The 26,623-nt window shown below is 68.6% G+C and carries 24 protein-coding genes; 19 read left to right on the top strand and 5 right to left on the bottom strand.

From position 1 onward, the window contains the following. Positions 1-6: 6 nt before the first annotated feature. From BN39_RS16480 to BN39_RS16470, 3 genes are read right to left on the bottom strand one after another with little or no spacing between them, the layout of a single operon-like run. Positions 7-1,860 carry a hypothetical protein gene (locus tag BN39_RS16480; RefSeq protein WP_148281517.1) on the bottom strand — a complete coding sequence of 618 codons (1,854 nt, stop codon included), beginning with the start codon at positions 1,858-1,860 and terminating at the stop codon, positions 7-9. Beyond that, positions 1,857-2,849, bottom strand: coding sequence for a PD-(D/E)XK motif protein (locus BN39_RS22360; protein WP_051159032.1), 993 nt, complete (start codon positions 2,847-2,849; stop codon positions 1,857-1,859). The genes BN39_RS16480 and BN39_RS22360 overlap by 4 nt, the downstream gene beginning before the upstream one ends. Next, positions 2,846-5,431, bottom strand: a complete 2,586-nt coding sequence (locus BN39_RS16470; RefSeq protein ID WP_019203539.1) for a Z1 domain-containing protein — start codon at positions 5,429-5,431, stop codon at positions 2,846-2,848. The genes BN39_RS22360 and BN39_RS16470 overlap by 4 nt, the downstream gene beginning before the upstream one ends. A gap of 273 nt (positions 5,432-5,704) precedes the next feature. On the opposite strand from BN39_RS16470, the gene gndA reads away from it, so the two are divergent. After that, positions 5,705-7,147, top strand: coding sequence for an NADP-dependent phosphogluconate dehydrogenase (gene gndA, locus BN39_RS16465; RefSeq protein WP_019203538.1), 1,443 nt, complete (start codon positions 5,705-5,707; stop codon positions 7,145-7,147). Between the two features lie 113 nt (positions 7,148-7,260). Here gndA and BN39_RS22355 read toward each other — a convergent pair whose 3' ends face one another. Further along, positions 7,261-7,914 (bottom strand): hypothetical protein, encoded by a 654-nt coding sequence (locus tag BN39_RS22355; RefSeq protein WP_019203537.1) that lies wholly within the window; start codon positions 7,912-7,914, stop codon positions 7,261-7,263. A gap of 282 nt (positions 7,915-8,196) precedes the next feature. Here BN39_RS22355 and BN39_RS16455 point away from each other — a divergent pair, with 282 nt between their 5' ends. The 13 genes from BN39_RS16455 (at position 8,197) to BN39_RS16395 (ending at position 18,384) form a co-directional block, all read left to right on the top strand. Beyond that, positions 8,197-9,162 (top strand): tripartite tricarboxylate transporter substrate binding protein, encoded by a 966-nt coding sequence (locus tag BN39_RS16455; protein WP_019203536.1) that lies wholly within the window; start codon positions 8,197-8,199, stop codon positions 9,160-9,162. Next, on the top strand, positions 9,159-9,665 hold the full coding sequence (locus BN39_RS16450; protein ID WP_019203535.1) for a tripartite tricarboxylate transporter TctB family protein: 507 nt from the start codon (positions 9,159-9,161) through the stop codon (positions 9,663-9,665). Before BN39_RS16455 ends, BN39_RS16450 begins: the two co-directional genes overlap by 4 nt. A gap of 2 nt (positions 9,666-9,667) precedes the next feature. Beyond that, positions 9,668-11,176, top strand: a complete 1,509-nt coding sequence (locus tag BN39_RS16445; RefSeq protein ID WP_019203534.1) for a tripartite tricarboxylate transporter permease — start codon at positions 9,668-9,670, stop codon at positions 11,174-11,176. Positions 11,177-11,179: 3 nt separating this feature from the next. Then, positions 11,180-11,542, top strand: a complete 363-nt coding sequence (locus tag BN39_RS16440; protein ID WP_019203533.1) for a universal stress protein — start codon at positions 11,180-11,182, stop codon at positions 11,540-11,542. Between the two features lie 104 nt (positions 11,543-11,646). Next, complete coding sequence (locus BN39_RS16435) at positions 11,647-11,949, top strand: urease subunit gamma (protein WP_019203532.1); 303 nt, start codon at positions 11,647-11,649, stop codon at positions 11,947-11,949. Positions 11,950-11,957: 8 nt separating this feature from the next. Continuing rightward, positions 11,958-12,284: an urease subunit beta gene (locus BN39_RS16430; protein ID WP_040768535.1), complete on the top strand. Its 327-nt coding sequence runs from the start codon at positions 11,958-11,960 to the stop codon at positions 12,282-12,284. Further along, the gene (gene ureC / locus BN39_RS16425) at positions 12,281-13,993 is read left to right on the top strand and encodes an urease subunit alpha (protein ID WP_019203530.1); all 1,713 of its coding nucleotides are present in this window, start codon (positions 12,281-12,283) and stop codon (positions 13,991-13,993) included. The genes BN39_RS16430 and ureC overlap by 4 nt, the downstream gene beginning before the upstream one ends. A gap of 10 nt (positions 13,994-14,003) precedes the next feature. After that, a complete protein-coding gene (gene ureE / locus BN39_RS16420; RefSeq protein WP_019203529.1) occupies positions 14,004-14,489 on the top strand; it encodes an urease accessory protein UreE in 486 nt (161 codons plus the stop codon). Beyond that, positions 14,489-15,193, top strand: coding sequence for an urease accessory protein UreF (locus BN39_RS16415; protein ID WP_019203528.1), 705 nt, complete (start codon positions 14,489-14,491; stop codon positions 15,191-15,193). The genes ureE and BN39_RS16415 overlap by 1 nt, the downstream gene beginning before the upstream one ends. Before the next feature lie 11 nt (positions 15,194-15,204). Continuing rightward, the gene (ureG, locus tag BN39_RS16410) at positions 15,205-15,816 is read left to right on the top strand and encodes an urease accessory protein UreG (protein WP_019203527.1); all 612 of its coding nucleotides are present in this window, start codon (positions 15,205-15,207) and stop codon (positions 15,814-15,816) included. A 7-nt stretch (positions 15,817-15,823) separates the two neighbouring features. Next, positions 15,824-16,645, top strand: coding sequence for an urease accessory protein UreD (locus tag BN39_RS16405; protein WP_019203526.1), 822 nt, complete (start codon positions 15,824-15,826; stop codon positions 16,643-16,645). Between the two features lie 17 nt (positions 16,646-16,662). Further along, on the top strand, positions 16,663-17,793 hold the full coding sequence (locus BN39_RS16400) for a HoxN/HupN/NixA family nickel/cobalt transporter (RefSeq protein ID WP_019203525.1): 1,131 nt from the start codon (positions 16,663-16,665) through the stop codon (positions 17,791-17,793). A 15-nt stretch (positions 17,794-17,808) separates the two neighbouring features. Then, the gene (locus BN39_RS16395; protein ID WP_019203524.1) at positions 17,809-18,384 is read left to right on the top strand and encodes a GNAT family N-acetyltransferase; all 576 of its coding nucleotides are present in this window, start codon (positions 17,809-17,811) and stop codon (positions 18,382-18,384) included. A 27-nt stretch (positions 18,385-18,411) separates the two neighbouring features. Here BN39_RS16395 and BN39_RS16390 read toward each other — a convergent pair whose 3' ends face one another. Further along, positions 18,412-19,431 carry an LLM class flavin-dependent oxidoreductase gene (locus BN39_RS16390; protein WP_019203523.1) on the bottom strand — a complete coding sequence of 340 codons (1,020 nt, stop codon included), beginning with the start codon at positions 19,429-19,431 and terminating at the stop codon, positions 18,412-18,414. Positions 19,432-19,867: 436 nt separating this feature from the next. Here BN39_RS16390 and ftsY point away from each other — a divergent pair, with 436 nt between their 5' ends. The 5 genes from ftsY to BN39_RS16365 all read left to right on the top strand — a co-directional run bounded on the left by ftsY (position 19,868) and on the right by BN39_RS16365 (position 26,623). Then, a complete protein-coding gene (gene ftsY / locus BN39_RS16385; RefSeq protein ID WP_019203522.1) occupies positions 19,868-21,415 on the top strand; it encodes a signal recognition particle-docking protein FtsY in 1,548 nt (515 codons plus the stop codon). Positions 21,416-21,418: 3 nt separating this feature from the next. Then, positions 21,419-22,291 (top strand): alpha/beta fold hydrolase, encoded by an 873-nt coding sequence (locus tag BN39_RS16380; protein WP_019203521.1) that lies wholly within the window; start codon positions 21,419-21,421, stop codon positions 22,289-22,291. A 226-nt stretch (positions 22,292-22,517) separates the two neighbouring features. Then, a complete protein-coding gene (locus BN39_RS16375; RefSeq protein WP_051159030.1) occupies positions 22,518-23,783 on the top strand; it encodes an ammonium transporter in 1,266 nt (421 codons plus the stop codon). A 50-nt stretch (positions 23,784-23,833) separates the two neighbouring features. After that, entirely contained in the window at positions 23,834-24,172 is a 339-nt protein-coding gene (locus BN39_RS16370) for a P-II family nitrogen regulator (protein WP_019203519.1), read from the top strand. A 6-nt stretch (positions 24,173-24,178) separates the two neighbouring features. Beyond that, complete coding sequence (locus BN39_RS16365) at positions 24,179-26,623, top strand: [protein-PII] uridylyltransferase (protein WP_019203518.1); 2,445 nt, start codon at positions 24,179-24,181, stop codon at positions 26,621-26,623.

Raw genomic sequence — 26,623 nt, 5'->3', positions numbered from 1 at the left:
AAGGTCTTAGACACGGGGCTCGACCTCCGATACGGACAGGCGGACCGCGACATCGTCGATCGCTGTAGCGCGGACCGTCCATTTTCCGACGCGCAAGTCCTCGGGCTTCACGTAATTACCTTCGACACGCATCGCGGTGTCATCGCCCGCATACCAGAACAGAATTGTCGGTGTCGCCGTTCGAGTCGGTGCGTCTCCGGGCTTCTCGCGTCTACCGCCTGCGAGTATCACAGCGATCTCGGCCTGCAACGCGAAATCGAACGTCTCGCGCGGAGCAACGATCACCGAGCACTCGACGTAGGCGACTCCAGCGTCCACGACCACATGCGAATCGGTGTCGGGCTCGACTCGCCTGGAACTTCTCGACCCGGACCCCCCGGTCTCGGTGGAGGATCGGTGTCCGCGGTCGTCGATGGAAGCTCTGGTGCCGGTCGCATTCTGAACGAGTGCTCCGAGCGAGCTCGACAGTCGGCCCAGACCCTCGACAGCCTTCGAACGTGAACCCGCACGCGCTTCGACCTGAAGCTTGCACTGTTCCAGGATCCACAGACGTGCCCTCTGAACGATCCCCTTACCTGGAGCGACGAGAGTCCCGATCTCCCAGGCGTCGTGGGTCGGCGGTTCGGCCTGAGCGAAGTATTCGTCCGTGTTCTCCGAGGCGACGAAGGCACCGACGTAGCCGACATTCGACGTGGGCATCGGGTCACCGGCGAGATAGTCAACGATGAGCTCCGTCTGTCGCATTCGTGCAATGTGCCGATACGGTGGAGCTATCGGTGCTGAATCGCCGCTCAATGTCTTCCATAAGGGCGTCGCGACGTCGAACATCTCGGGCATCGTTGCTTCGATCGAGAGGTGGCCCAGCCGACCCAGCGTCTTCTTGTGGGTCTGCATCTCGAAGTCGCTTCCTGAACGGAGGTAGACGCCGTCAAGGGCGGTTGCGAAGTCTGAGAGCACAGGCAGAGACTGAAGTGATGTGAAAGGGAATTGTTCACCGTCGACACTGACGGTGAAGTCGATGTTGCGAGAACGCCTCTCTGACCCCATTTTCGGCCACAAGTACCAGTACATGTAGGCGCGGAGCCGCTCAGCTAGGGTCTTGACATCGCCGCCCGTGTCGTCGAGATCGAGATTCGGCAGGATGACTGCGACGTCCGTCCCGGTGACCCCGTCGTCGAAACCTGGTAGGCCGAGCTCGCGCGAGACGGAGGCGGCGAGATCTCCCGTCAGTGGGTCGGGAATTCCATCGTTGATCTCACCCCACCAATGTCGGCCGGTAAGCCTGCGGCCGCTCGGGTCCACCTCGATCCCACCTAACGCTGCTCCCATCAACCGTCGTGAGGCGGAGTCAGCGTCGTTGTTGAGCGTGTCAACGAGTATCGCGCCGGCCGCACTGGTCCGGTAGAAGATCCCCTTTCCGAACCCGTAGGTTCCGCCGCCGAGTCGCTTGTCCCGTGGTTCGCCGACGTTCCGGATGAACTGAACGAAATTCGCTGTTCGGCCATGGGGATCATTCTCGTCTGAGCGGACAGGGCCACCCAGGCCGGTTGTCCCTCTGTCGGAAATCGTGAGGATCCACGAAGCGGAGTCCAATCGCGACAGTCGCCCCCGTTCCTCGCTTGATCGGCTGCTGTCGCCGAGCCTCGACCTCCACGCGACCGCTGAGTTTCCGAGCCGGCGTATGTCGACTCCGAAGCTGATGCGATCGGTCAGTCGCGCATCCCAGCTGTTCTGAGCGGCTTCCCTCACCAGGACGGCGTACTCGGGTAGGTGTGGGCGACCGAGTTGACGTTTGATTCCCTCTGCGGTCTGACCTCCCTCTGGCGGGAAGGGCTGTGACCACCATCGGATGTCGTTCAAGTGTCCGACTCCAATCGATCGATTCTGGTTGGGCGAAGGAACGGCGACAGTGATCGGAGGTCCAACTCGTAGCTGATACGGCGGATGGACTCCGAGACGTGGGGTGCGACTGTGGCTTTGATGATGCGAGGAAAGTCGCCTATCACCTCGGCAATCATGGTGGTCTGGACTTCGAAACGGGTCGGGTCAGCGTCGGTGTCGGACACCCCGAGTTTTGCGGCGGCATGTCGAATTCCGTTGGGATCGACGCTGGCGCAGAGGATTTCGCCGAGGACTTCGGATATCGTTCGACCCGATGCGCTCTCTATGATCGTTCGTACGACCAGGTAGAGCGGCTTGTCGTTCACGGAGTCGAGCTGGTCGAGGCCGTGGATGGTGACCGTCGTTGAGTCCTCTCCGATGGACTTCACCTCGATTGACTGCTCGGAGAGTTCGAAGTCATGGGCAGCGTGGTCAGGGCCGGTCCATGACGCGACCTCGAACCCTCCATCGTGTTCCATCAGTTCCTGCAGAACGGTGAGTTCCCCGAAGACCGCGATCTTCTCGGGGTAGGACAGGGTATGGCCATCGGCGAGGATCGCGAACAGTCTCCGCCATGCCCCCACGGTGGCGACCGCGGAGACGGCAGGGGTTGAGGAACCTTGCACGACATCGACGACGTCGGAGATAACCTTGTCGAATTGTGCGTTCAGTGCGTCGATGCGACAGTGGATATCCAAATAGTGGCCGGACACGTGCTCGAGCGAATCATGACCAAAACTGAAGTCCCGCACGGAAACTGCAAGCGGACTTCGTGTATTGGTGGGCACGCTCCCAGGCGCTTTCGGGACGAGCAGATGATGTTGCCCTTGGTCATCGATCGCCAGTGTGAGTCGTCGGCCGTCCTCCAGCGGGTCGATCTGCTGAAACCTCCACTCGCCGTCCGCATGGGTGGGGTGCGATTCGATCTCCGCCCAGATCGACGGCAAATCATTGCCCGTCGGCATCATTCCACTCCGTACATCTCGTCGGACGTGTCCACGACTTCGGCGTGCTGCGAGAGTTCGACAGCGAGGTGAGTCGACTGCACAGCGTCGCGCTCGCTCGCCGAGTACGTGGTCTTGGGGAAGACGATGGCTAGACCGAGGACAGGCGCGACGGCATCCATCGGGCCGCGGACTTCCTCGCTGGATGCTGTCTTCGGGACGCTGTTCTCATCGATCGGATACAGAACGATCAGGCCCTTGTCTTGGGTCTCCTCGTCCTGAATCCTCTTGACCTTGAGGGCTGCTTCCGTCATGTCACGGGCTTCTTTGAGCGAGACGCTGGGAACATCGACGACGAGGTCGGCCTTGCTCATCAGGGTCTTGATGTCCGCGAGATCGCCGGAGTCGGCGTAGGGCGCACGATTCGCTCTCTTCACGGATTCGCCTGCGAGGGTCACCTCGGGCCCTGAGCCGCCCACCACGGCGATGTTCCACTTCGTCAGTCGCGGTTCGTCCAGTTCGTTCTGTTGGCGGACGTACTCCAGAATCATCGGGAGGTCCATGTCCGCCTGCTTCGGTACCACGGAGTACGTGCCCAGGAACGAACGAACGCTGGCGACGTTGACGTTCCTGAGAAGTACGCCGTTGTCGAGGGGTTCGACGTTGATGAAGCGCTTCGCGTACGCAACGAGTTGCTCGCCGGCTGCCCAGTTGTTGTCCAGCCATTCGCGGTCGCGACGGAGGAAGTACCGAGTCTGGAGGCGAGCGCCGCCGAACGAGATCTGTGACGGTTGCGCCGCGCCCATCTTGGCCGTCACCCGAAGTGATGGATGAGTCCTGATCCGGACGGCCGCCTCCATCGGGGTGATGCCTTGGATCTCGTAGGCGGCCATGTCCTGGCGCATCTCGTATTCGACTAGCGATAAGTGGCGGAAGGCATCTCGCAGGGCGTTCGTGGTCCAGATCCGGGGGAGGTCCTCGTAACCGGGCCGGAAGCCGAACCAGCGGCCCATCTGCAGCAACGAATCGTATGTGTTGGTCGGACGCAAAAACACGCTCGAGACCAGACCTTCGAGCGTGATGCCGCGGGACAGGGTGTTTCCGCCGATCGCGATGATTGTATTCGTCTGGTCGGGGTGATATGCAAGTCGTTCGTCGCTCAAGTAGTTGTCCATGATCACCCTGGTGTCGTCGATGACACCGACGATTTGCGTCAACAGTTCGTCGAAGGTCTCCGATTGCCGCCCCCAGTCGCAGGCATCGACACGGGCCGTCTCATCCGCCCAGAGTTCCGCGAGCGCGGCTACCACTTCCGGGTCTTTATGTACGATGCCTGATCGTGTCTTCCGCAGGACCGACTCGACGACGCCCGTGTACGAGTGATGGATTTGGGTCTGGAATGAAGTGTGGATGAGCATCGAGCTGTCCGACGCGTCGCCGCGAACCCATCGCGCAGTCGTGGCGAGGAGGAACCAATGAATTGCGGCTCGCAGTTCTGCGGTCACAACTGGGACGAATCCGTCGGCCTCTTTCTTGTTCATGGGGCGGAGTTTAAATTCGTCGGCGTCCGGGATCAGTCGGATCATGTCCTTTCCGGAGTCGCCGTCGTTGTCCAAGTCGGTGGATTCGCGTCCGAACAAGGTCTCCGGTCCGAAGTATCCATCGGGTTGTGGTAGCGGATAGATGAAGTCGCGAGGGTAAAGGTCATCAGAGTCGGCGGGGTTGATGAAGACGTTCGCGAATGGGGTCGCGGTGTAGCCGATGTACGTCCCTCGAGGAAACAATGCCAACAGGTCGCGGATGAGAGGATTGATAGTTCCGGTTTCGACGGATGCCTGGTCTGCTTCGTCGTCGATCACCAGCACGGGGGCAGTCCGCAGTGCGTTCTTAGCCGAGGGCTTGTTGAGCCAGAGCAGGAGTTTGCGTAGGACTGCCGCGTTCTTCTTGACTACAAGCAGAGTGGTCTTGTCCTGGCTGGTCAGATAGGCGGTGGCGTCATGCTTGTGTGACGTCCCCGTGGATAGGCGCGTCAGGTCGAAATCGCCTTCTTCACCGGTGACGACGAACCAACGCTCAGGGTCGCTCGCGAGGTCATTGTTCAGTCTGGCCTGAGTCTGTCGCCGCAGTGCGTTGTGGATGCCCGCCAACACGATGACCATGCGATATCTGCGATCTGCCAACTTGGCTGCCACGGCGGTGAAGTTGGTCGTCTTGCCGCTCTGAATGAATCCGACGACGAGCCCCCGGGCGGAACGTGCGTCCCCGGTCGGGTTCGGCGTGAGGCCGACGATGGTGTTCGAAGACTCGTCGAGGTCGGGGATCAGTGTCTCGCGCCCCTTGTTGATGAGCTTCTCCTTGAAGGCTCCCCAGATGCGGTCGGAGTCCAGTGCGCCCTGGTACCACGTCTCCTCGTGCCGAGGCTTGATGACCGGCCCGCCCGTGCTCACTCGATCGCGATTGGTCTCGAATCTGTTGATGAGGTCGTCGGCCTGCGCGTCGTCGATCATCCCCGCATCGAGGAAGTAATCAGCGGCGTTTCGCGGGCCACCGTTCTGCATCGCCCACGTTGCGAAGATGTTATAGAACTTGTCTGGATCCTTGATCACTCTGAGGCCCCGTTTTCGACTTGTATCGCGCTGCGCGACGTCCCCTGCGTCGGCGGGCCCAACGGTACAACAGGCGGCTGACGATCTTGGACGAATCGCCCTCTGATCCAGTCGATCTGCCCGGATGCGGAACGGGAGTAGATGTTTCTGCGGTGGATGACGTGCGCGAGCGAACCAGCGCTCGCAGCGGACCATCTCGGCGCACCGTCGGGCGTGGGGACGTAACGTAGGGGCCGAGTGTGAACCACCATGAGGAAGAGGGAAGACCGGGCGATGACCAGCAACGATGCCAAGGCGAACATCGGAGTCGTGGGGATGGCGGTGATGGGCTCGAACCTGGCCCGCAACCTGGCCTCCCGTGAGGGCAACACGGTGGCGATCTACAACCGCTCGCCGGAGAAGACGCACGAGGTGGTCCAGAACCATCCCGAGGCGAACTTCGTTGCCAGCGACACCATCGATGAGTTCGTCGCCAGCCTCGCGACGCCGCGTACCGCGATCATCATGGTGCAGGCCGGCGCGGGCACGGACGCGGTGATCGAGCAGCTGCAGGAGCGGTTCGAGCCGGGCGACATCATCGTCGACGGCGGCAACGCGAACTTCCACGACACGATCGCCCGCGAGGCGAAGATCGCGCCGACGGGTATCCACTTCGTCGGCGCCGGCATCTCCGGCGGCGAGGAGGGCGCGCTCAGGGGACCGTCGATCATGCCCGGCGGCACCGCCGAGTCGTACAAGACCCTCGGCCCGATCCTCGCGTCGATCGCCGCGGTCGCGGAGGGGGAGCCGTGCGTGACTCACGTGGGCACCGACGGCGCCGGTCACTTCGTCAAGATGATCCACAACGGCATCGAGTACGCCGATATGGAGCTCATCGGCGAGGCCTACGACCTGCTGCGCAACGTCGCCGGCTACACGCCCGCCCAGATCTCGGACCTCTTCGCCACGTGGAACGAGGGGCCGCTCAACAGCTACCTCATCGAGATCACGATCGACATCCTCAAGCACGTCGACGCCGAGACGGGCAAGCCCTTCGTCGACATCGTCACCGACCAGGCCGGTAGCAAGGGCACCGGCGTCTGGACCGTGCAGACCGCCCTCGACCTGGGCGTGCCGGTCGGCGGCGTCGCCGAGGCCGTCTTCGGCCGCGCCGTCTCCTCCAAGCGCAATCAGCGCGACGCGGTGCAGGCCCTCGGTATCGAGCGCCCCACGGCCCCGCGGGTCGACGATTCCTTCGTCGACGACGTCGCGAAGGCCCTCTACGCCTCCAAGATCGTCGCCTACGCCCAGGGCTTCGACGCGATCATCGCCGGCGCGGAGAAGTACGGCTGGAACATCGACAAGGGCGCCGTCGCCAAGATCTGGCGCGGCGGCTGCATCATCCGGGCGCAGTTCCTCAACGTGCTCGCCGACGCCTACGAGGACAACCCGAACCTCGCGACCCTCCTCGAGGCGCCGTACTTCGCGCAGGCCATCCGCGACGGCGAGGACGCCTGGCGTCGCGTGGTCATCACCGCCACGCAGGCCGGCGTCCCCGTCCCGGGCTTCGCCACCGCACTCAGCTACTTCGACTCGCTCAACGTCGACCGCCTGCCGGCCGCGCTCGTCCAGGGCCAGCGCGACTTCTTCGGCGCGCACACCTACAAGCGCGTCGACAAGTCCGGCACCTTCCACACCCTGTGGTCGGGGGACCGCAGCGAGGTCCAGACGGACTAGGAGGACCACAACGAAGGGGCGCAGCCGCGATCGGCTGCGCCCCTTCGTGATCGTACGAACCGAACGGTACCGCGCCGCGGACCGTCGATGGGGGCCACCGGTACGAGCGTCGATCAGGCCCCGGGCTCGTCGCACGGGCCGGACGGCGGGCACCGGAGGTACCCCTTGAGAACGAAGCTGACCGCGAACGCGATCACGCACACCGACTCGAGCCAGAAGAACAGATTCGTGCGTCGGTAGAACTCGGGGACAAGGGCGTTCAGCGCCACCATCGCGACGATGGCCGCCCAGATCGTGAACCCCAGCGCCCGGTAGAGGCGCGCCTGCCACGCCTTCGAGGGCGGCACATCGCTCGGGAAGAGGAACACGGCGATCGCGCCCAGCAGCGCGAACAGGACCCCGGCACACGTTAGATGCACTGCCGCCAAGACGGACTCGGTGGGCGTCGGATCCGGGGGAGCGGCGTGGAAGAACGCCACGCCGAGCGCGGCGAGGCCCGCGACGGTGGTCACCACGTTCTCCACCGCCGCATCGCCGAACCGGTACGCCAGCAGGAACACGCCGATCACGCACACCGTGCCGGTGAAGTAGGGGCCGACGTCGGTGTAGTAGTACGCGCTGAGCGACTGCTGCACGTGACCGTCGAGCACACCGGCGACGAGCAGGACAGCAGGCAGGCTCAGCCCGACCCAGCCGATCAGCGCCCGCAGGCGCCGGTAGGTCATGGCGCTGTTCTCGCCTGCGGCGACGCGCACCCTGGTGTGCATCCGTGTTCACCTCGCTCCGGCGCGCGGGCGCACGCCGTGACGATTCCAGCGTAGGGCGGCGTCGGGCGCAGGTGCGGGAACGATCGCCGGGGTGTTCGCGCAGGTCGTCGAGAATTGCGTGTTTTGCGCGAACTACGCGTTATGGATAGATGTGGTTTTCGTTACGTTTCGTTGACAGATCGCTAGCGTGAGCGCTCACACACGGCTCATGAGGAGGTCAGCGTGACGGACGGCCCGGACGAAACAGGAACAGTGGATCGCCCACCAGGCAAGCGGAACATCGTGGGACTGGCGATCTACGGGATCATCGCGGTCGTCGTCATCGTGGCGGCGGTCGGGTTCTCCTTCCAGCGCGGCGGGCTCTCGGCCGACATCCGCAACAAGGCGACGCTCATCGCGCCCGCCGGCGCGGGCGGCGGCTGGGACCTCGTCATGCGCGAGTCGCAGGCGATCATGCGGGAGAAGAAGATCGCCACCAACATTCAGGTGGTCAACGTGCCCGGCGCAGCCGGAACCATCGGCCTCTCCCGGCTGCACTCGATGCACGGCCGCGCCGATGTGGTGATGGTCGGCGGCACCGGCCTCGTCGCCGGTGTGCAGCAGACGAAGTCGGCAGTGAAGATGAACGACGTCACCCCGATCGCGCGGATCTTCGAGGAGTACGACATCCTGGTCGTCCCCGCGAACTCGCCGTACAAGACGGTGCAGGATCTGGTGGCCGCGTGGCGGCAGAATCCGCACGGCATCGCCTTCACCGGCGGCGGCAGCTTCGACCAGCTGGTCATGGCGCAGTTCGCCAAGGCGGCGGGGATCGACCCCAAGAACACCACCTACATCCCCAAGGCCGGCGGCGGCGAAGTGGCGCAGGCGCTCGTCACCCACACGGCCGCCGCGGCGTTCTCCGGCTACGCCGACCTCATCGACCAGGTCGAGTCGGGGCGCCTGCGTGCCCTGGCGGTGGCGGCGAAGGACCCCGTGGAGGGTGTCGACCTGCCGACCCTCCGGCAAGCGGGATTCGATGTGACCCTGGCGAACTGGCGTGGCCTCTTCGCGCCCCCGGGCGTCTCGGACGGCGACGTAAAGAACATCCGCGACGTGTTCGACGAGGTGATGCAGACGCCGGACTGGGCCGAAGCGGAGAAGACCAACAAGTGGACGCGGGCGTGGCTCGAGGGGCCCGCGGTATCCACCTTCATCGCCGACGAGGACCGCGTCATCGCCGACCTGTACAAGGAGCTGGGCAAATGACCACGCAGGCACATGAATCCGCCGCGGCGGGGTCCGGTACGGGTCGCGGCGCACTGGTGGTCCCGGGGATCCTCGCCGTCGCGAGCACACTGGTGGTCATCGGCAACCTCATGATGGACGTGCAGTCCTCGGACACGCCGGGCCCCACGTTCTTCCCATGGCTGCTGGCGATCGCCGGGTACGCCCTGGCCGCCGCGCTCGCGGTGCACTACGTGCGGAACCCCGATGAGCTGGCCCGCTCCGAACGGCGCTTCCGGACCTACACCGACTGGGTGTCCGTGGGCTGGATCGTCGGCGGCATCGTCGCCTTCGCCGTCCTGCTGAACGTGCTCGGCTGGATCCTTGCCGCGGCACTGTTGTTCTGGTGCGTCACCCGCGCCTTCGCGAGCAAACGGCCGCTGTTCGACATCTCGGCCGCCCTGCTCATGTCGAGCTTCGTGTTCCTCGTGTTCGGCGTGCTGCTCGATGTACCCCTCCCGTCCGGAATCCTCGGAGGACTGTAGACATGGACCAATTCGGACTGCTGCTCGACGGATTCGCGGGCGCGCTGTCGCCGGCGAATCTCATGTGGGTCGTCATCGGCTGCCTCATCGGCACCGCCGTCGGCGTCCTCCCCGGCCTCGGTTCGTCGATGGCGGTGGCGCTGCTGCTGCCGATGACGTTCGCGCTCAACCCGACGGCGGCGTTCATCCTGTTCTCCGGCGTGTACTTCGGCGGCCTCTTCGGCGACTCCACGATGGCGATCCTGATGAACACCCCGGGCCAGGCCTCGTCGATCGCCTCGACCTTCGAGGGGCATCAGATGGCCAAGGCGGGCAAGGCCCCACAGGCCCTGGCCATCGCCGCGATCGGTGCGTTCATCGGCGGCATGATCGCCTCCGTCCTCGTCGTGTTCCTCGCCCCCTACATGGCGGACCTGTCGACGAAGTTCGGCCCGGCCGAGTACTTCGCCCTCTCGCTCCTCGCGTTCGGCGCCATCTCGTCCGTCGTTTCGGACTCCGTGGTGAAGGGCCTCGCCTCGCTCGTCATGGGCCTCATGCTCGCGACCGTCGGCATCGACCAGATCTCCGGCACCGAGCGCTTCACCTTCGGGTCCGCGAACCTGTTCGACGGGATCTCGCTCGTGATCGTCGCCGTCGGCATGCTCGCGCTCGGCGAGATCATCATCGTGGCCAGCCGTATCCGCCGCGACAGGGCACCGGAAGCCCTGGGCGCCAAGGCGGGCCGCGCGTGGCTCTCGCGCGCGGAGTTCATGGAGGCGCTTCCGGCCTGGGGTCGCGGCACCGCGATCGGCCTGCCGTTCGGCGTGGTCCCCGTCGGTGGATCCGAGGTGCCGACCTTCCTCGCCTACGACGTGGAGCGCCGACTCGACCGCCGCCGCAAGGTGCCGATGTTCGGCAAGGGCGCGCCCCGCGGCCTCGCCGCCCCGGAGGCGGCCGGCAACTCGACCACCGGCATGGCCATGGGCGCCCTTCTCTCCCTGGGGCTTCCCGTGTCGGCCACCGCCGCGATCATGCTGGCCGCGTTCCGCCAGTACGGCCTGCAGCCCGGCCCGCTGCTGTTCGACAACTCGCCCGACCTGGTGTGGGCGCTGCTCGCGAGCTTCTTCATCGCCATGGTGGTGCTGCTCGTCATCAACCTGCCGTTCGCGCAGCTCTGGGCGAAGCTCCTGCTGATCCCGGCGCCCTACCTGTATGGCAGCATCGTGGTCTTCTGCGGCCTCGGCATCTACGCCACCTCGCCCACGATGTTCGACCTGCTGCTGTTCCTCGGCGTCGGACTGCTCGCCTTCGTGTTCAAGCGGTACGACGTGCCTATCGCGCCGCTGCTCATCGGCATGGTCCTCGGCCCCCTCGCCGAGACCAGCATGCGCGACGCGCTGCTCTCGTCCGACGGGAGCTACTCCGTGTTCGTCTCGTCGCCCATCTCGATCGTCCTCTACGCCCTGCTGCTCGCCGTCCTGCTCCTCAAGGCGCGCCAGGTCGTCACCTCCCGTACCGGAAAGGATGTCTGACCCATGACCGTTCTCACCGCCCACTCCAACACCCCCGAGAGCGCCGCCGCGCTCGCCGCCTCCTACGAGGAGGCCGGCCGCCGAGGCAACGACGACGTCGTCGTCTTCGTCCTCGACGGCGACGCCCCGGACGTCGCGGATGCGCAGGCGCGGGGCCTGAAGGTCACCGTCGAGCATCCCAACGAGAGGGACAAGGATCCGGTGGGCGGCCTCGTGGACGCCGCGACCCGCCTCGACGCCGCCGTGATCGTCATTGGCATCAAGCACCGCACGGCCACGGGCAAGCTGCTGTTCGGATCGTCCGCGCAGAGGATCCTCCTGGACGCCCCGTGCCCGGTGCTCGCCGTCAAGATCCCGCAGGGGTAGCCCGACGGTCCGCGGGCCGGTCACGTTAACTTCGTGTTTCCAGCCTGTTGCGCCTGACGATCTGGCTTGACGGCCACGGGGGCAGGGGATTTGAGTGATCCTTCATGCACCTCTTGCCCCGCGAGCAGGACAAACTGCTCATCGTGGTCGCGGCCGACCTGGCCCGGCGCCGTCAGGCCCGCGGACTCAAGCTGAACTACCCCGAGGCCGTCGCGATCATCACGTACGAGCTGGTCGAGGGCGCACGGGACGGGCGCACCGTCGCCGACCTGATGACCTACGGGGCCACCATCCTGACCCGTGACGACGTCATGGACGGTGTTCCGGAGATGGTCCACGACGTGCAGGTCGAGGCCACCTTCCCGGACGGCACCAAGCTCGTCACCGTCCACCATCCGATCCGGTGACCACGGTGATGATCCCCGGAGAACTGCGGCTCGCCGCCGAGCCCGTCACCTGCAACGCGGGACGCCCGACCCGCACGGTGCGCGTCGTCAACACCGGCGACCGCCCCGTGCAGGTCGGCTCGCACTTCCATTTCGCCGAAGCGAACCCGGCCCTCGAGTTCGACCGCGCCGCCGCTCGCGGCCACCGCCTCGACATCCCGTCCGGGACGGCCGTCCGATTCGAGCCCGGCGACGGGAAGACGGTGCGCCTCGTCGCCCTCGCCGGGACGCGTGAGGTGTACGGGCTGGCGAACAAGGTCAACGGCCCGCTCGACCGGGATGGCGGTGCGTCGTGAGCTTCGACCTCAGCCGCCGCGAGTACGCGGACCTCTACGGCCCCACCACCGGCGACGCCGTCCGCCTCGCCGACACCGACCTGTTCGCCGTGGTCGAGAAGGACCTCACCGTGCACGGCGAGGAGGTGGTGTTCGGCGGCGGCAAGGTGATCCGGGACGGTATGGGCCAGAACGGGACCCTCACTCGCGACCACGCCATCCCGGACACCGTGATCACCAACGCGCTCATCATCGACCACACCGGAATCGTCAAAGCCGATGTGGCCCTGCGGGACGGGCACATCCTGGCGATCGGCAAGGCGGGGAACCCGCAGATCTCCGACGGGGTGACCATCACCATCGGCGTCGCCACCGAGATCATCGCGGGGGAGGGGAAGATCCTCACCGCCGGCGGCATCGACACCCACATCCATTTCATCAGCCCCGGGCAGATCGACACCGCGCTGAACTCCGGTGTCACCACCATGATCGGCGGCGGCACGGGGCCCGCGTCGGGCACCAACGCCACCACCGTGACGCCGGGGCCCTGGCACATCGCCCGCATGCTGCAGGCGCTCGACGACGTGCCCATGAACATCGGCCTGCTCGGCAAGGGGCATGCCGGCGCGACCGAGCCGCTCGCGGAACAGGTCCGCGCCGGCGCCATCGGGCTCAAGGTGCACGAGGACTGGGGCGCCACCCACGCCGCGATCGACAACTCGCTCACCGTGGCCGACGAGTACGACGTGCAGGTCGCGATCCACACCGACACCCTCAACGAGTGCGGCTTCCTCGAGGACACGGTGGCGGCGATAGGCGGCCGGGTGATCCACACCTTTCACACCGAGGGAGCCGGCGGCGGGCACGCGCCGGACATCATCGCGATCGCGGGGCTGCCCAACGTGATCCCGTCGTCGACCAACCCCACGCTCCCGTTCACGCGGAACACCATCGTGGAGCATCTCGACATGCTCATGGTGTGCCACCACCTCAACGCCGACATCCCCGAGGACGTGGCCTTCGCCGATTCCCGGATCCGCCCCGAGACCATCGCGGCGGAGGGGGTGCTGCACGACATGGGCGTCATCTCCATCACCTCCTCGGATTCGCAGGCCATGGGCCGCGTGGGGGAAGTGATCACCCGCACGTGGCAGCTCGCCGACTCCATGAAGCGCCAGCGCGGCGCGCTCGACGGAGACCCGGACGCTGGGGACAACGCGCGGATCAAACGGTACGTCGCGAAGTACACGATCAATCCCGCTCTCGCGCAGGGCATCGCCGACTACGTGGGCAGCGTGGAGGCGGGGAAGTTCGCTGACCTCGTGCTGTGGGACCCGGCATTCTTCGGCGTCAAACCGTCGCTGGTGATCAAGGGCGGACAGATCGCCTCCGCCCTGATGGGGGACGCCAACGCCTCCATCCCCACGCCGCAGCCCAGGACGATGCGACCCATGTTCGGGTCCATGGGCCACGCCGTGCACGACGCGGCGATCACGTTCCTGTCCACGGCAGCAGCGGAATCCGGTGTCGCCGAGGAGCTCGGCCTGCGCAAACGCACGCTGCCCGTCCGCGGGGTGCGGACGCTCCGCAAGCAGGACCTGCCGCACAACGGCGCGACGCCGGAGATCACCGTCGACCCCGAGACGTACACCGTCACCGTCGACGGTGCGTCCGCGCGTTCCGAACCCGCGTCGGCCCTGCCCATGACCCAGCGTTACTTCCTGTTCTAGGAGGCGAGAAGTGATCATCGACAGCGTCGCCGGAAACCTGGCCGACCTCACCGACGACGAGACCGCGGGCCTGCACATCGAGCGGGTCCCGCTCGCGGGTGCCGACCTGGTGAAGCGGATCCAGCGGGTGCGCACCGACCACGACCGCGAGATCGGGCTCCGGCTGGCCGCACCGGCCGGCCCGGACGGCGACCTCCGCGACGGCGACATCCTCCATCGGGACGACAAGAACCTCATCGTGGTCGCCGTGGAGGCCACCGACGTGCTCGTCATCGCGCCCCGCGGCATCACCGAGATGGGGCGCGTGGCACACGGACTCGGCAACAGGCACCTCCAGGCCCAGTTCTTCGACGCCGGATCCGAGTACGAGGCCGAAGTGATGGTGGTCCAGTACGACCACACCGTCGCCGATTACCTGGACCACCACGGCGTCCCCTACACCCGGCAGGACCGCGTGATGCCCACGCCGTTCCGGCACGCGGAGCACACCCACTGATGACCGTCCTGCCCACCTCGCCGTCGTACCTGCTGCCGCTGCTGCAGCTGAGCGATTCCGCCCTGCCCACCGGGGCGTTCAGCCACTCCTTCGGGATGGAGGCCTACCTCGCGGACGGGACGATCCACGACGAGGCGACCTTCGCGGCGTGGTTGCGGGCGTACATCGGACGCCAGCTCACCTACACCGACGGGATCGCGATCCGCCGGGTGTACGACGCGCTGCACGTGGGCGACCTCGACGCCGTGTGGCACCTGGACCGGCTGCTGGCCGCGCTCACCCTGCCTGCCCAGATGCGCGGGGCGACGGCCACGATCGGCCGGCGCACCGCCGAGGTCGGGGTTCTCGTGACGCCCGAATCCTTCCTCGGCGACTACCTCTCCGAACTGGACGCCGGGCGGTGCCACGGCCACCCGGCGATCGCGTTCGCCCTGATGGCGCACGCGGTGGACGCCCCCGTCCCGGCCGCGATCGAGGCGCACCTGTTCGCCGCAGCCGCGTCCCTGACGCAGAACGCGGTGCGTGCCATCCCCATCGGGCAGACGGCGGGGCAGCGGGTGCAGCGCGCGATGCACGACGTGGTGGGGGACGCCGTCGCTGAGGCGCTCACGCTGCTCGACGACGACCTCGGCGCCGTCTCGCCCGGTCTGGAGATCGCCCAGATGCGGCACCAGCGCCAACGGGCACGAATGTTCATGAGCTAGGAGGAAACACGATGACGACGATCCGGATCGGTGTCGGCGGCCCCGTCGGCGCCGGCAAGACCCAGTTGGTGGAGCGCATCACCCGGCACCTGGCCGACGAGGTGTCGATGGCCGCCGTCACCAACGACATCTACACCACCGAGGACGCGAAGATCCTCGCCCGCAACGGAATCCTGCCCCAGGACCGCATCGTGGGCATCGAGACGGGCGGCTGCCCGCACACCGCCATCCGTGAGGACACCTCGATGAACGAGGCGGCGGTCGCACGACTCGTGGCCGCGCACCCGGACCTGCAGATCGTGTTCATCGAGAGCGGCGGCGACAACCTCTCCGCCACCTTCAGCCCGGAATTGGTCGACTTCTCGATCTACCTCATCGATGTGGCGCAGGGCGAGGAGATCCCGCGTAAGGCCGGGCAGGGGATGATCAAATCGGACCTGTTCGTGATCAACAAGACCGACCTCGCTCCGCACGTGGGCGCGGACCTCTCGGTGATGGCCGCCGACTCCCGAGTGTTCCGCGGCGAGAAGCCGTTCTGCATGACCAACCTCAAGACCGACGAGGGCCTCGACGGGGTTCTGGACTGGATCCGCCGCGACGTCCTCATGCTCGACCTCGCCTGATCCTGCCGTGAACCCACCCACCGGCGAGCTCGCCCTGACCCTCGCACCGCGCGGTCCCCGCACCGTCGCGGTGGCGCAGCGGCACGCCGGCACCCTGCAGACGCTGCGGCCCGTCTACCTCGACGACACCGGCCAGGTTTGCTATCACATCGTCAATCCCGGCGGGGCCTGCCTGCAGGGCGACCGGTACACCATCGACGTCGACCTGGAGTCGGGCGCGCGGGCGCTGCTCACCACGCAGTCGGCCACCAAGGTGTACCGCACGCCCGGCGGCCACGCACACCAGGAGATGCGGCTGCGGCTCGGTCCCGGCGCTTCGCTCGAATACGTCCCGGACCAGCTGATCCTGTACCGGGAGGCCACCTATCGGCAGAACTGCGTCGTGGAACTCGACGAGACCGCGTCGCTGCTCATGACCGAGATCGTCACGCCCGGATGGTCGCCCGACGGTGCGCGGTTCCGCTACGACGAGCTGCGGCTGCGCACCGAGATCCACCGCGGCGGCGACGTGCTGGCCGTGGACAACGTGCTCGTGGAGCCCGGCGCGGCGGACCCGTCCGGCATCGGATTCCTGGAGGGCCGGAGCCATTTCGGTTCGCTGACCGTGGTCGACCCGCGCGTCGACGACGCGCTCCTAGATCGCATCCACGACGTCGCCGAGGCGGCCGGCGGGGTGCGGAGCGGGTTGACCGCGCTCGCCGGACCGGGCCTCGTGCTGCGCTGCCTGGGCGACGACACCGACGAACTCACGGCTCTGTTCGGGGCGATCATCGCGGAGCTGCGCGCGCGGTGGACCGGACAGGCGCCGCTCAACCTGCGAAAATACTGACGCTCGAAGGGAGCGAGATGACAACCGAAGGCGTATCGAACCGGCTGGCCGCGGCGTGGGCCGGGCTGGGCGGCGCGGACCGTCGGTCCCTGCTCGGCATGACCGCGTTCGTGGTGGCGCTGCACGTCGTGGGCATCGCGGTCCTGGTGCTGCTCATCGCGCCGAACCACTACGGGATCGGCGGCGGCGCCGAGTTCACGGTGGGGATCGGCCTGCTGGCGTACACCTTCGGGCTGCGGCACGCGTTCGACGCCGACCACATCGCCGCGATCGACAACACCACCCGCAAGCTGCTGGCCGACCGTGAGGTCGCTCTCGCGGCGGGGGAGAAGGAACCGAGGCGGCCGCTGTCCGTGGGATTCTGGTTCTCGCTGGGCCATTCGACGGTGGTGTTCGGCCTCGCAGCGCTGCTCGCCCTGGGCGTGCGTGCCCTCGCGGGCCCGGTCGAGGACGAGAACTCCACGATGCAGACGGTGCTCGGCCTCATCGGCACCTCCGTCTCCGGGGTGTTCCTGTGGATCCTCGGCATCATCAACCTGGTCGTGCTCGTGGGCATCGTGAAGGTGTTCCGGGACATGCGCCGCGGCCGCTACGACGAGGCCGAACTGGAGGAGCGGCTCAACCGTCGCGGCTTGATGAACCGGCTGCTGCGCGGCGTCTCGGGTTCGGTGCGGAAGCCGTGGCACATCTACCCGATCGGCGTGCTGTTCGGTCTCGGGTTCGACACCGCGACGGAGGTGGGCCTGCTGGTGCTCGCCGGCGGCATGGCCGCATTCACGCTGCCGTTCTACTGCATCCTGGTGCTGCCCGTCCTGTTCGCGGCCGGCATGTCCCTCATGGACACCATCGACGGGGTGTTCATGAACGCCGCGTACGGCTGGGCGTTCGCGAAGCCGGTGCGGAAGGTGTACTACAACATCACCATCACGTCGCTCTCCGTCGCCGTGGCGCTCGCGATCGGCACCGTCGAACTCCTGGGTGTGCTGGCCGAACGCGCGCACGTGGAGTCGGGCCCGCTCGCGTGGGTCGCCGGGATCGACCTGGACTACGCGGGGTTCGTCATCGTCGGCCTGTTCGTGGTCGTCTGGGCCGCGGCCCTGCTGATCTGGCGGTACGGCCGGATCGAGGATCGCTGGTCGGTGCGCTGAGCTAGCGTGAGCCGCATGAGCGGTATCGACGTGCGGGCGGCCGATGTCTTCGAGGACGTGCGGCAGGTGATCGGGCCGAAGAAGGAGACGTCGAACGTCTGCTTCTGCCTCAGCTACCGCATCGGGGCCAAGGAGAACCAGTCGCTCCGCGGACAGGAGCGCGCCGACCGTGTTCGGGGGCTCTGCGCGGAGGACCCGCCGCCGGGGGTGCTCGCGTACGACGGTGCCGAGCCCGTCGGGTGGGCCGCCGTCCACTCGCGCGCGGACACCAGCTTTGCGACCAACCGCCGGATCCCGCACGTCGACGGCCACGTCGATCCGTGGTCGCTGTGGTGCGTGCGGGTGCGGCCCGGTCACCGGAAGCAGGGGATCAGCCACCACCTCGTGGCCGGCGCGGTCGACTTCGCCCGCGAGCGCGGCGCGTCCGTCGTCGAGGCGTACCCCGTCGACAATCAGGGCGCCAAGGTGGATCTGACCATGGCGTACGTGGGAACCCGCGCGCTGTTCGAGCGCGCGGGTTTCGAGTACGTCATGGACACCACGTCGGTGCTGAACGGCTTCACCCGCGTCCTGATGCGGAGGGAGACGTAGGCGCCGGCGCCCAGGTCAGCGCCCAGGTCAGCGCCAGCCGAGGCCGGGGGCCACGTCGTTCACCAGGGCGCTCAACAGCTTCGTGTTGTACTCCACGCCCAGTTGGTTCGGGACGGTGACCAGAAGGGTGTCGGCCTCCGCGATGCCCTCGTCGTCGCGGAGCTGCTCGACGAGTTCGTCGGGCTCGGCGGCGTAGGTGCGGCCGAACACGGCGCGGAACGAGTCGATGTTCCCGAACTGGTCGCTACCGCGGCCCTCGTGCCCGAAGTAGGCGCGGCTCTCGTCGTCGACGATGGGCATGATGCTGCGGCTGACCGAGACCCGCGGCTCCCGGTCGTGCCCCGCTTCGGCCCAGGCCTCGCGGAACCTCCGGATCTGCGTGGCCTGCTGCACGTGGAAGGGCTCGCCCGATTCGTCGGTCTTCAGCGTCGAGCTCATGAGATTCATGCCCAGCTTCGCAGCCCACTCCGCGGTGGCGTCGGACGCCGCGCCCCACCAGATCCTGTCGCGCAACGTGGGGGAGTGCGGCTCCACCCGCAGCAGCCCGGGCGGATTGGGGAACATGGGCCGCGGATTCGGCTGCGCGAACCCGCCGCCCTCCAGCACCTTCAGCGCGATCTCGGTGTGCTCACGCCCCATGTCGGCATCGGTCTTGCCCTCCGCCGGCTCGTAGCCGAAGTACTTGTAGCCCTCGATCACCTGCTCCGGCGATCCGCGGCTCACGCCCAACTGGAGGCGCTCGCCGGCGATGAGGTCCGCCGCCCCGGCGTCCTCGGCGAAGTAGAGGGGATTCTCGTAACGCATGTCGATGACGCCGGTGCCGATCTCGATCCGCGACGTCTTCGCGCCGATCGCGGCCAGCAGAGGGAACGGCGAGCCCAACTGCCGCGCGAAGTGGTGCACGCGGAAGTAGGCACCGTCGGCCCCCAGCTCCTCCGCGGCGACCGCGAGGTCGATCGACTGGAGCAGCACGTCCGACGCGGAACGCGCGCGGGAGCCGGGGGAGTCGGTCCAGTGGCCGAAGGACAGGAACCCGATCTTCTTCATGCCCGCTCCAACCTCGGACTGCGGTCCGAATATTCCGCGGCCCCCGTCCGCTCGCTCGGGTCGCTTCGCGGGGTGTGCTGCTCCCAGCCGGGAGAAGGCGTCCCCGATGAGATTCGACGTCCCCCATGAAACTGTGTGCGCGCTGCCTGAAAACCATGGGGACGTCTTCTCCCGGCTGGGAGACGGAAGCCGGCGGAGCGTTGCGGCGGGGGATGGAAGCCTGCGGAGCGTTGCGGCGCGGGGTGGAAGCCTGCGGAGCGTTGCGGCGGGGGATGGAAGCCGGCGGAGCGTCGCGGTGAGGGGCGGTCGACGGGTGGTGGACGGTGGCGGCGGTGCGGCCGGGGCAGGTGCTCGCGGAGCGGGCCGGTGCGGGCGGGCGACGGGGCGATCGCGTGCGGCGCCGGACCGGCGGACACCCGTTGACTACAGTCGAGGCGTGAGTAATACGGGCATCGCGATCCTGATCGCCGTCGTCGTCGTCCTGCTGGTCCTGGCCGCGCTGGCCACGGGCCTGTACCTCAACAAGCGGCGCAAGGTGTCGCTCAAGGAGGAGACGCCGGAACCGAAGAGCCTCGACAAGTCGGGCGGCTACAAGGCCGGCGGCGGATTCAGCTTCAGTGAGGGCGCGCGCGAGCCCGAGGCCGTCCCCGTCACCCCACCGAAGGCGACGCCGAAACCGAAGGCCGAAGCGGCACCGCAGGTTCCGCTCAGCGACCTCGCCGAGACCGAGGAGCAGCGCCGCGCCGAGGAGAAGCAGGCGGACGCCGACGCCCGCCTCGCCGAGGCCGAGGAGATCAGCCCCGACATCGCGAACGTCGAGCCCGAGGCCCCCACCGAGATCGAGCTGATCGAGGACGCCGAGGACGCGGAGAAGGACGCCACGACGACGGCGGAGAAGCCCGACACCGGGGCCGCGCCGAGCACCGTCGAGCCCGAGAAGGCGCCCGCGGAACCCGCGGAACCCGACACCGACGAGGCGCTCGAGGCCGAGGTCGAGGCCGAAGTCGCCGCCGACGACGTGGTCGAGGTCGAGCCTGAGACCGCCCCGCAGCTCGACGAGATCGCGCCCACGTCGGGCCGCCTCGACCGGCTCAAGGGCCGCCTCGCGCGTTCCCAGTCGACGGTGGGCGCCTCCCTGCTGGGCCTGCTCGGCGCCGGTGACCTCGACGAGGACTCCTGGGAAGAGATCGAGGACACCCTGCTCATGGCGGACCTCGGCACCCCCACCACCCTCAAGGTCGTCGAGGAGTTGCGCGAACAGATCGCGTCCCGCGGCGTGGCCAGCGCCGCCGAGGCCCGGGCCCTGCTCCGCGAGGTCCTGATCACGGAGCTGCACACCGACTGGGACCGCAGCATCCGCGCGTTGCCGCACGCCGGCGCACCGTCGGTGCTGCTCGTGGTGGGCGTCAACGGCACCGGTAAGACCACCACCACCGGCAAGCTGGCCCGCGTGCTCGTCGCCGACGGCCGGCGCGTGCTGCTCGGCGCCGCCGACACCTTCCGCGCCGCCGCGGCCGACCAGCTGCAGACCTGGGGCGAGCGCGTGGGCGCGGGCATCGTCCGCGGCAAGGAGGGCGCCGACCCCGCGGCCGTCGCGTTCGACGCCGTCGCCCGCGGCACCGACGAGGGCGTCGACGTGGTCATGATCGACACCGCCGGCCGCCTGCACACCAAGACCGGCCTCATGGACGAGCTGGACAAGGTCAAGCGCGTGGTGGAGAAGAAGGCCAAGGTCGATGAGGTGCTGCTGGTGCTCGACGCCACCATCGGCCAGAACGGCCTCGCCCAGGCCAAGGTGTTCGCCGAGGTCGTGGACATCACCGGCGTGGTGCTGACCAAGCTCGACGGCACCGCCAAGGGCGGCATCGTCTACGCGGTGCAGCACGAGCTGAACGTGCCGGTGAAGCTCGTCGGGCTCGGCGAGGGCGCCGACGATCTGGCCCCGTTCGAGCCCGCCGCCTTCGTCGACGCCCTGCTGGGCTAGACGGTGCCCGTCGGCCGGTGGCGCTCCGGCGCGGGGCGCGACGCCTACCTGGCCGCCTACGACCGGGTCGTCGCTGCTCTGCCCGCGCACGAGACCGCCGACGTGCCCACCGCGTTCGGGACGGTGCGCGCCTACCGGTTCGGGAGCGCCGACGGTACGCCGCTGGTCCTGCTCCCGGGCCGCGGGAGCGGAGCACCGATGTGGCGCGAGAACCTCCCCGGCCTGGCGGAACGGCGCACCGTCTACGCCCTCGACGCGCTCGGCGACGCCGGGCGCAGCGAACAGACCGCGCCGCTGCGGGACGCCGCCGACCTCGCCGCCTGGATCGACGAGGCCCTCGCCGGCCTCGGCGTCGGCCGCGCCCACGTCGTGGGGCACTCCCTCGGCGGCTGGTCCGCCGTGAATCTGGCGGCCCGACGCCCGCGACGCGTGGCGAGCGCGACCGCGCTCGACCCGGTGCTCACCTTCGGCGACCTGCGGTGGCAGATGTACGCCGCATCGGTCCTCATGGTGCTGCCCGGCGTCCCGCGGCCACTCCGGGACCGCGCGCTCGGGTACGTCGGCGGCGGCCCCGTCGACCGGGAGGACCCGCTCGCCGCGATGGTCGCGCTCGGCAACCAGCACTACGAGGCGGCGCTGCCGCGGATCCGCCGCATCCCCGACGACGTGCTGCGCGGAACGACCGTGCCCGTGTACGCCGCGTTGGCCGCTGATTCCGCGGTCAACGGCGATGCACGCCGCGCCGCCGATACGGCCCGTGACCTCGTGCCCGACGTGGTCGCCGAGGTCTGGCCAGGCACCTCGCACTCCCTCCCGATGGAGCGGCCCGAGCGCGTGGCAGCGGCGATCGAGCGGTTCACCCGCGCCCACGAATGACGTCCGGGTCGTCCGACGACTCGAAACATTCGCGTAACGGAACGCGGGTGCACTGCCCGAACCGGTTACACACGGGCAACATCGGCGCGACGGGTGGGAAACCGCAGCCGCCGAAGCTTTTCTCAGCTGCGCCGCAAGGGCGCACCCGAGGAGGTTTTCACCCGTGCTCTTGGCTTCCGTACCCGATGAACTGTTCGGGAAAGTAGACACCGGCACCACTGCGTGGATGCTGATGTCGGCCGCGCTCGTGCTGCTCATGACGCCGGCGCTGGCGTTCTTCTACGGCGGGCTCTCCCGCCAGAAGTCCGTCCTGAACATGATGATGATGTCGATCGGCTCCCTCGGCGTGGTCTCCGTGGTCTACGTCCTGTGGGGCTACTCGACGTCGTTCTCCGGCGAGGGCAACTACCTCGGCCTGTTCGACAACCCGTTCACCTTCTTCGGCCTGGATCAGCTGACCCAGACCAAGGACGTCGCGGGCGAGACCCAGTACGTGCTCAACGCCGCGGGCAGCGGGCTCCCCGCGATCGTGTTCGCCGGGTTCCAGCTGACCTTCGCCGTGATCACGGTGGCCCTGATCTCCGGCGCCCTCGCCGAGCGCGTGAAGTTCGGCACCTGGCTGCTGTTCACCGCGATCTGGACCACCGTCGTGTACCTGCCCCTGGCGCACATGGTGTGGGGCGGCGGTCTGCTCTCCGGTAAGGAGGGCGGCATCGCGGCCGCCATGTTCGGCACCACCGACGGGGCCGCGAACGTGGCGCCCATCGACTTCGCCGGCGGCACGGTGGTCCACATCAACGCCGGCATCGCGGGCGGCATCCTCGCCATCGTCGTGGGCAAGCGGCTCGGCTTCGGCAAGACCGCGTACCGCCCGCACAACATCCCGTTCGTCATGCTCGGCGCCGCCCTGCTGTGGTTCGGCTGGTTCGGCTTCAACGCCGGCTCCGCGGGCACCGCGAACATGACCGCCGGCCTGGCCTGGGTCAACACCACCGCGGCCACCGCCGCCGCGATGCTCGGCTGGCTCGCGGTGGAGAAGTTCCGCGACGGCCACGCCACCACGGTGGGCGCCGCATCGGGCGTCGTCGCCGGCCTCGTCGCGGTGACCCCCGCCTGCGCCAACATCACCCCGGTCGGGGCCCTGATCCTGGGCGTCGTCGCCGGTGTCGCCGCCGCCTTCGGGGTGGGCCTCAAGTCCAAGTTCGGGTTCGACGATTCGCTCGACGTGGTGGGCGTGCACCTGGTGGCCGGCGTGATCGGCACCGTGTCGCTGGGCTTCCTGGCCAAGGACACCGGCCTGTTCTACGGCGGCGATTACAAGCAGCTCGTGGTCCAGGTGGTGATCGCAGCCGTGGCAATGGCGTTCACGGCGGTCCTGACCATCGTGATCGCCCTCGCTCTCAAGCCCCTCGGGTGGCGTGTCGACAAGGAGTCCGAGGCCGACGGCATCGACAACTCCGAGCACGCGGAAACCGCGTACGACCTGGTCTGACCGACCGACACATAAGCTGGCTACCACCCGAGTCGAGTAAGGAACTTTCAATGAAGCTGGTCACCGCGATCGTCAAACCGTTCACGCTCGAAGACGTGAAGGCGGGCCTGGAACAGGCCGGCATCCTGGGCATGACCGTCAGTGAGGTGCAGGGATACGGCCGCCAGAAGGGACACACCGAGGTGTACCGCGGCGCCGAGTACTCCGTGGACTTCGTGCCCAAGGTCCGTATCGAGGCCGTCGTCGACGACGCCGTCGTGGACTCCGTGGTCGATCTGATCGTCGACGCCGCCCGCACCGGCAAGATCGGTGACGGCAAGGTGTGGGTCACTCCCGTCGAGTCGGTGGTGCGCGTGCGCACCGGCGAACGCGGCGCCGACGCCCTGTAGCCCCGGGTGTCTCCGACCGCGGGCGGGCCCGGCGCCGCCACCGAGCTGGTGGCGGCCCGGGCCCGGCTGCTCGAGCGGGCCGTCGGCACTCACCGCATCGACCCGCCCACCCTGCGCGCCTCTCTCGCCGACCTCGCGGAGGTGTGGCTCGCCACCCACGGCTCCGCGGCCGGGATCGGCCCGGACAGCGGGCTCGCCCTGGTCGCCGTCGGCGGCCTCGGGCGACGGGAACTGCTGCCGTACAGCGACTTCGACCTCCTGCTCGTGCACGACGACGGGCTCGACCCGGCGCATGTCACCGAGGTCGCCGAGAGCATCTGGTACCCGCTCTGGGACGCGCACATCAAGCTCGACCACAGCGTGCGGACCGTGCCGGAGGCCGTGCGCGTCGCGGCCTCGGACCTGTCCGCGGCGCTGGGTCTGCTCGACGCCCGGCACATCGTGGGCGACGAGGAGATCACCAACCTGCTCATCAGCGGCGTCCGCAAGCAGTGGCGCGCCGACATCCGCACCCGCGTCGACGACCTCGCCGCGCAGGCCCGCGACCGGTGGCGCCGCTCAGGCGAGATCGCGCACCGCGCCGAACCCGACCTCAAGAACGGCCGCGGCGGCATGCGCGACGTGCAGCTGCTGCAGGCCCTCTCGCTCGCCCAACTGGCCGACGGCATCCCGACACCGTCGAGCATCGGCGGCGGGAGATCGGCGGGCGAACTGGCCGCGGCCTACTCCCGCCTGCTCGACGTGCGGACCGAGCTGCACCGCACTTCGGGCCGCGCCCGCGACCAGTTGCGCGCCCAGGACGCCGACGAGATCGGCGCCGCCCTCCGGATCGGCGACCGGTTCGACCTGGCCCGCGTGATCAGCGACAGCGGGCGCACCGTCGCCTACGCCGTCGACGTGGGCATCCGCACCGCGAGCAACGCCGTGCCCCGTCGTGGCCTGTCCCGGCTGCGCCGTCCGCCCGTCCGGCGGCCGCTCGCCGAGGGCGTCGTCGAGCACGCCGGCGAGGTGACGCTCGCCCGCGACGCGCACCCCGACCGGGACCAGGGCCTGACGGTGCGCGTTGCCGCCGCGGCCGCGACCTCCGGGCTCCCGATGTCGGCGTCGACGCTGGCCCGGCTCGCCGACGTCGCGCCCGCGCCGCGCAGCCCGTGGCCCGCGGAGACCGTCGCCGACTTCCTCGCCCTGCTCGGCGCGGGCCGCCGCGCCGTGCCCGTCATCGAGGCGCTCGACCGCACCGGCCTGTGGGGGCGCCTGCTGCCGGAGTGGGGTGCTGTCCGGGACCTGCCGCCGCGCGACGCGGTGCACACCTGGACCGTGGACCGGCACCTCATGGAGACCGCCGCCTACGCCGCGAACCTGGCCACCCGCGTCTCCCGGCCCGACCTGCTGGTGCTCGGCGCCCTGCTGCACGACCTGGGCAAGGGGCGGGGCGGCGACCACAGCCTGATCGGCGCCGAGCTCGCGGCGGCCATCGCCGCCCGGATGGGCCTGAGCGCCGCCGACACGGAGCTGCTCACCGGCATGGTGCGGCACCACCTGCTGCTGCCGTCCATCGCCACCCGGCGGGACCTCGACGATCCCGCGACCATCGATCTGGTCGCGGAGAAGATCGACCGCGACCCCGTGCTGCTCGAACTGCTCCGCGCCCTCGCCGAGGCGGACTCCCTCGCCACCGGCCCCGGGGTGTGGGGTGACTGGAAGTCGCGCCTCATCGGCGAGCTCGCCCGACGCACCGCCCGCGCCCTGGCCGGCGACGAGACGCCCCATCCGGAGCCCGTCGCGCCCGAGGTGGCCGCACTCGCCGCCGAGGGCGGCACCCACGTGCGGATCGCGCCGACCCCCGAGCTCGGCCCGCACACGTTCACCGTCACCGTCGTCAGCGAGGACCGGCGCGGAGTGCTCGCCCGCATGGCCGCCGTGCTCGCCCTCGCCGGGCTGCGGGTGCAGCGCGCCGTGGTCTCGGCCGTGGGGGAGTCCGCCGTCAACACCTTCGTCGTGGTGCCCACGTTCGGCGACCCGCCGGACCCCGCCGTCGTGCGGCAGCGCCTCCTCGCCGCGCTCGGCGGCGCCGACGTGCTCGCCGAACTGCGCGAGCGCGAGCGGGCGGCCGTCGCGCCGGTCGAGGGGGCCGTGACGGCTCCGCCGCTGCAGGTGGCGGCGCCGCCCCTGCTGCGCTGGTTCGACGGTGCGCCCGGCACCGTCGTGCTGGAGGTCCGGGCGGGCGACACCCCTGGCCTGCTCGCCCGCATCGCGGAGGCTCTGGAGGCCGCCGGGCTGGACGTGCGGTGGGCGAAGGCCGCCACCCTGGGGGCCACCGTGCTGGACGTGTTCTGCCTCGCGGTTCCCGGCGACGAGGCCGCGCTGCGGGCCCGCGCGGAGGCCGCCGTGATCGCCGTCCTGCCCGAGGCCGCGCCGCCCACGCCACCGGACGAAGCGGTGAGGCCCTAG

The organism is Tsukamurella sp. 1534 (assembly GCF_000312385.1).
In the GTDB taxonomy this organism is placed as follows: domain Bacteria; phylum Actinomycetota; class Actinomycetes; order Mycobacteriales; family Mycobacteriaceae; genus Tsukamurella.
This window is presented reverse-complemented; position numbering and strand designations above follow the sequence as displayed.

Excerpts from the sequence above, each read along its gene's own strand:
- ureG (WP_019203527.1), top strand. The coding sequence starts at position 15,205 with ATGACGACGATCCGGATCGGTGTCGGCGGCCCCGTCGGCGCCGGCAAG.
- BN39_RS16415 (WP_019203528.1), top strand. The coding sequence starts at position 14,489 with ATGACCGTCCTGCCCACCTCGCCGTCGTACCTGCTGCCGCTGCTGCAG.
- BN39_RS16390 (WP_019203523.1), bottom strand. The coding sequence starts at position 19,431 with ATGAAGAAGATCGGGTTCCTGTCCTTCGGCCACTGGACCGACTCCCCC.
- gndA (WP_019203538.1), top strand. The coding sequence starts at position 5,705 with ATGACCAGCAACGATGCCAAGGCGAACATCGGAGTCGTGGGGATGGCG.
- BN39_RS16450 (WP_019203535.1), top strand. The coding sequence starts at position 9,159 with ATGACCACGCAGGCACATGAATCCGCCGCGGCGGGGTCCGGTACGGGT.
- BN39_RS16395 (WP_019203524.1), top strand. The coding sequence starts at position 17,809 with ATGAGCGGTATCGACGTGCGGGCGGCCGATGTCTTCGAGGACGTGCGG.
- BN39_RS16375 (WP_051159030.1), top strand. The coding sequence starts at position 22,518 with ATGCTGATGTCGGCCGCGCTCGTGCTGCTCATGACGCCGGCGCTGGCG.
- BN39_RS16445 (WP_019203534.1), top strand. The coding sequence starts at position 9,668 with ATGGACCAATTCGGACTGCTGCTCGACGGATTCGCGGGCGCGCTGTCG.
- BN39_RS16440 (WP_019203533.1), top strand. The coding sequence starts at position 11,180 with ATGACCGTTCTCACCGCCCACTCCAACACCCCCGAGAGCGCCGCCGCG.
- BN39_RS22360 (WP_051159032.1), bottom strand. The coding sequence starts at position 2,849 with ATGATGCCGACGGGCAATGATTTGCCGTCGATCTGGGCGGAGATCGAA.
- BN39_RS16435 (WP_019203532.1), top strand. The coding sequence starts at position 11,647 with ATGCACCTCTTGCCCCGCGAGCAGGACAAACTGCTCATCGTGGTCGCG.
- BN39_RS22355 (WP_019203537.1), bottom strand. The coding sequence starts at position 7,914 with ATGCACACCAGGGTGCGCGTCGCCGCAGGCGAGAACAGCGCCATGACC.
- BN39_RS16400 (WP_019203525.1), top strand. The coding sequence starts at position 16,663 with ATGACAACCGAAGGCGTATCGAACCGGCTGGCCGCGGCGTGGGCCGGG.
- BN39_RS16370 (WP_019203519.1), top strand. The coding sequence starts at position 23,834 with ATGAAGCTGGTCACCGCGATCGTCAAACCGTTCACGCTCGAAGACGTG.
- BN39_RS16430 (WP_040768535.1), top strand. The coding sequence starts at position 11,958 with ATGATCCCCGGAGAACTGCGGCTCGCCGCCGAGCCCGTCACCTGCAAC.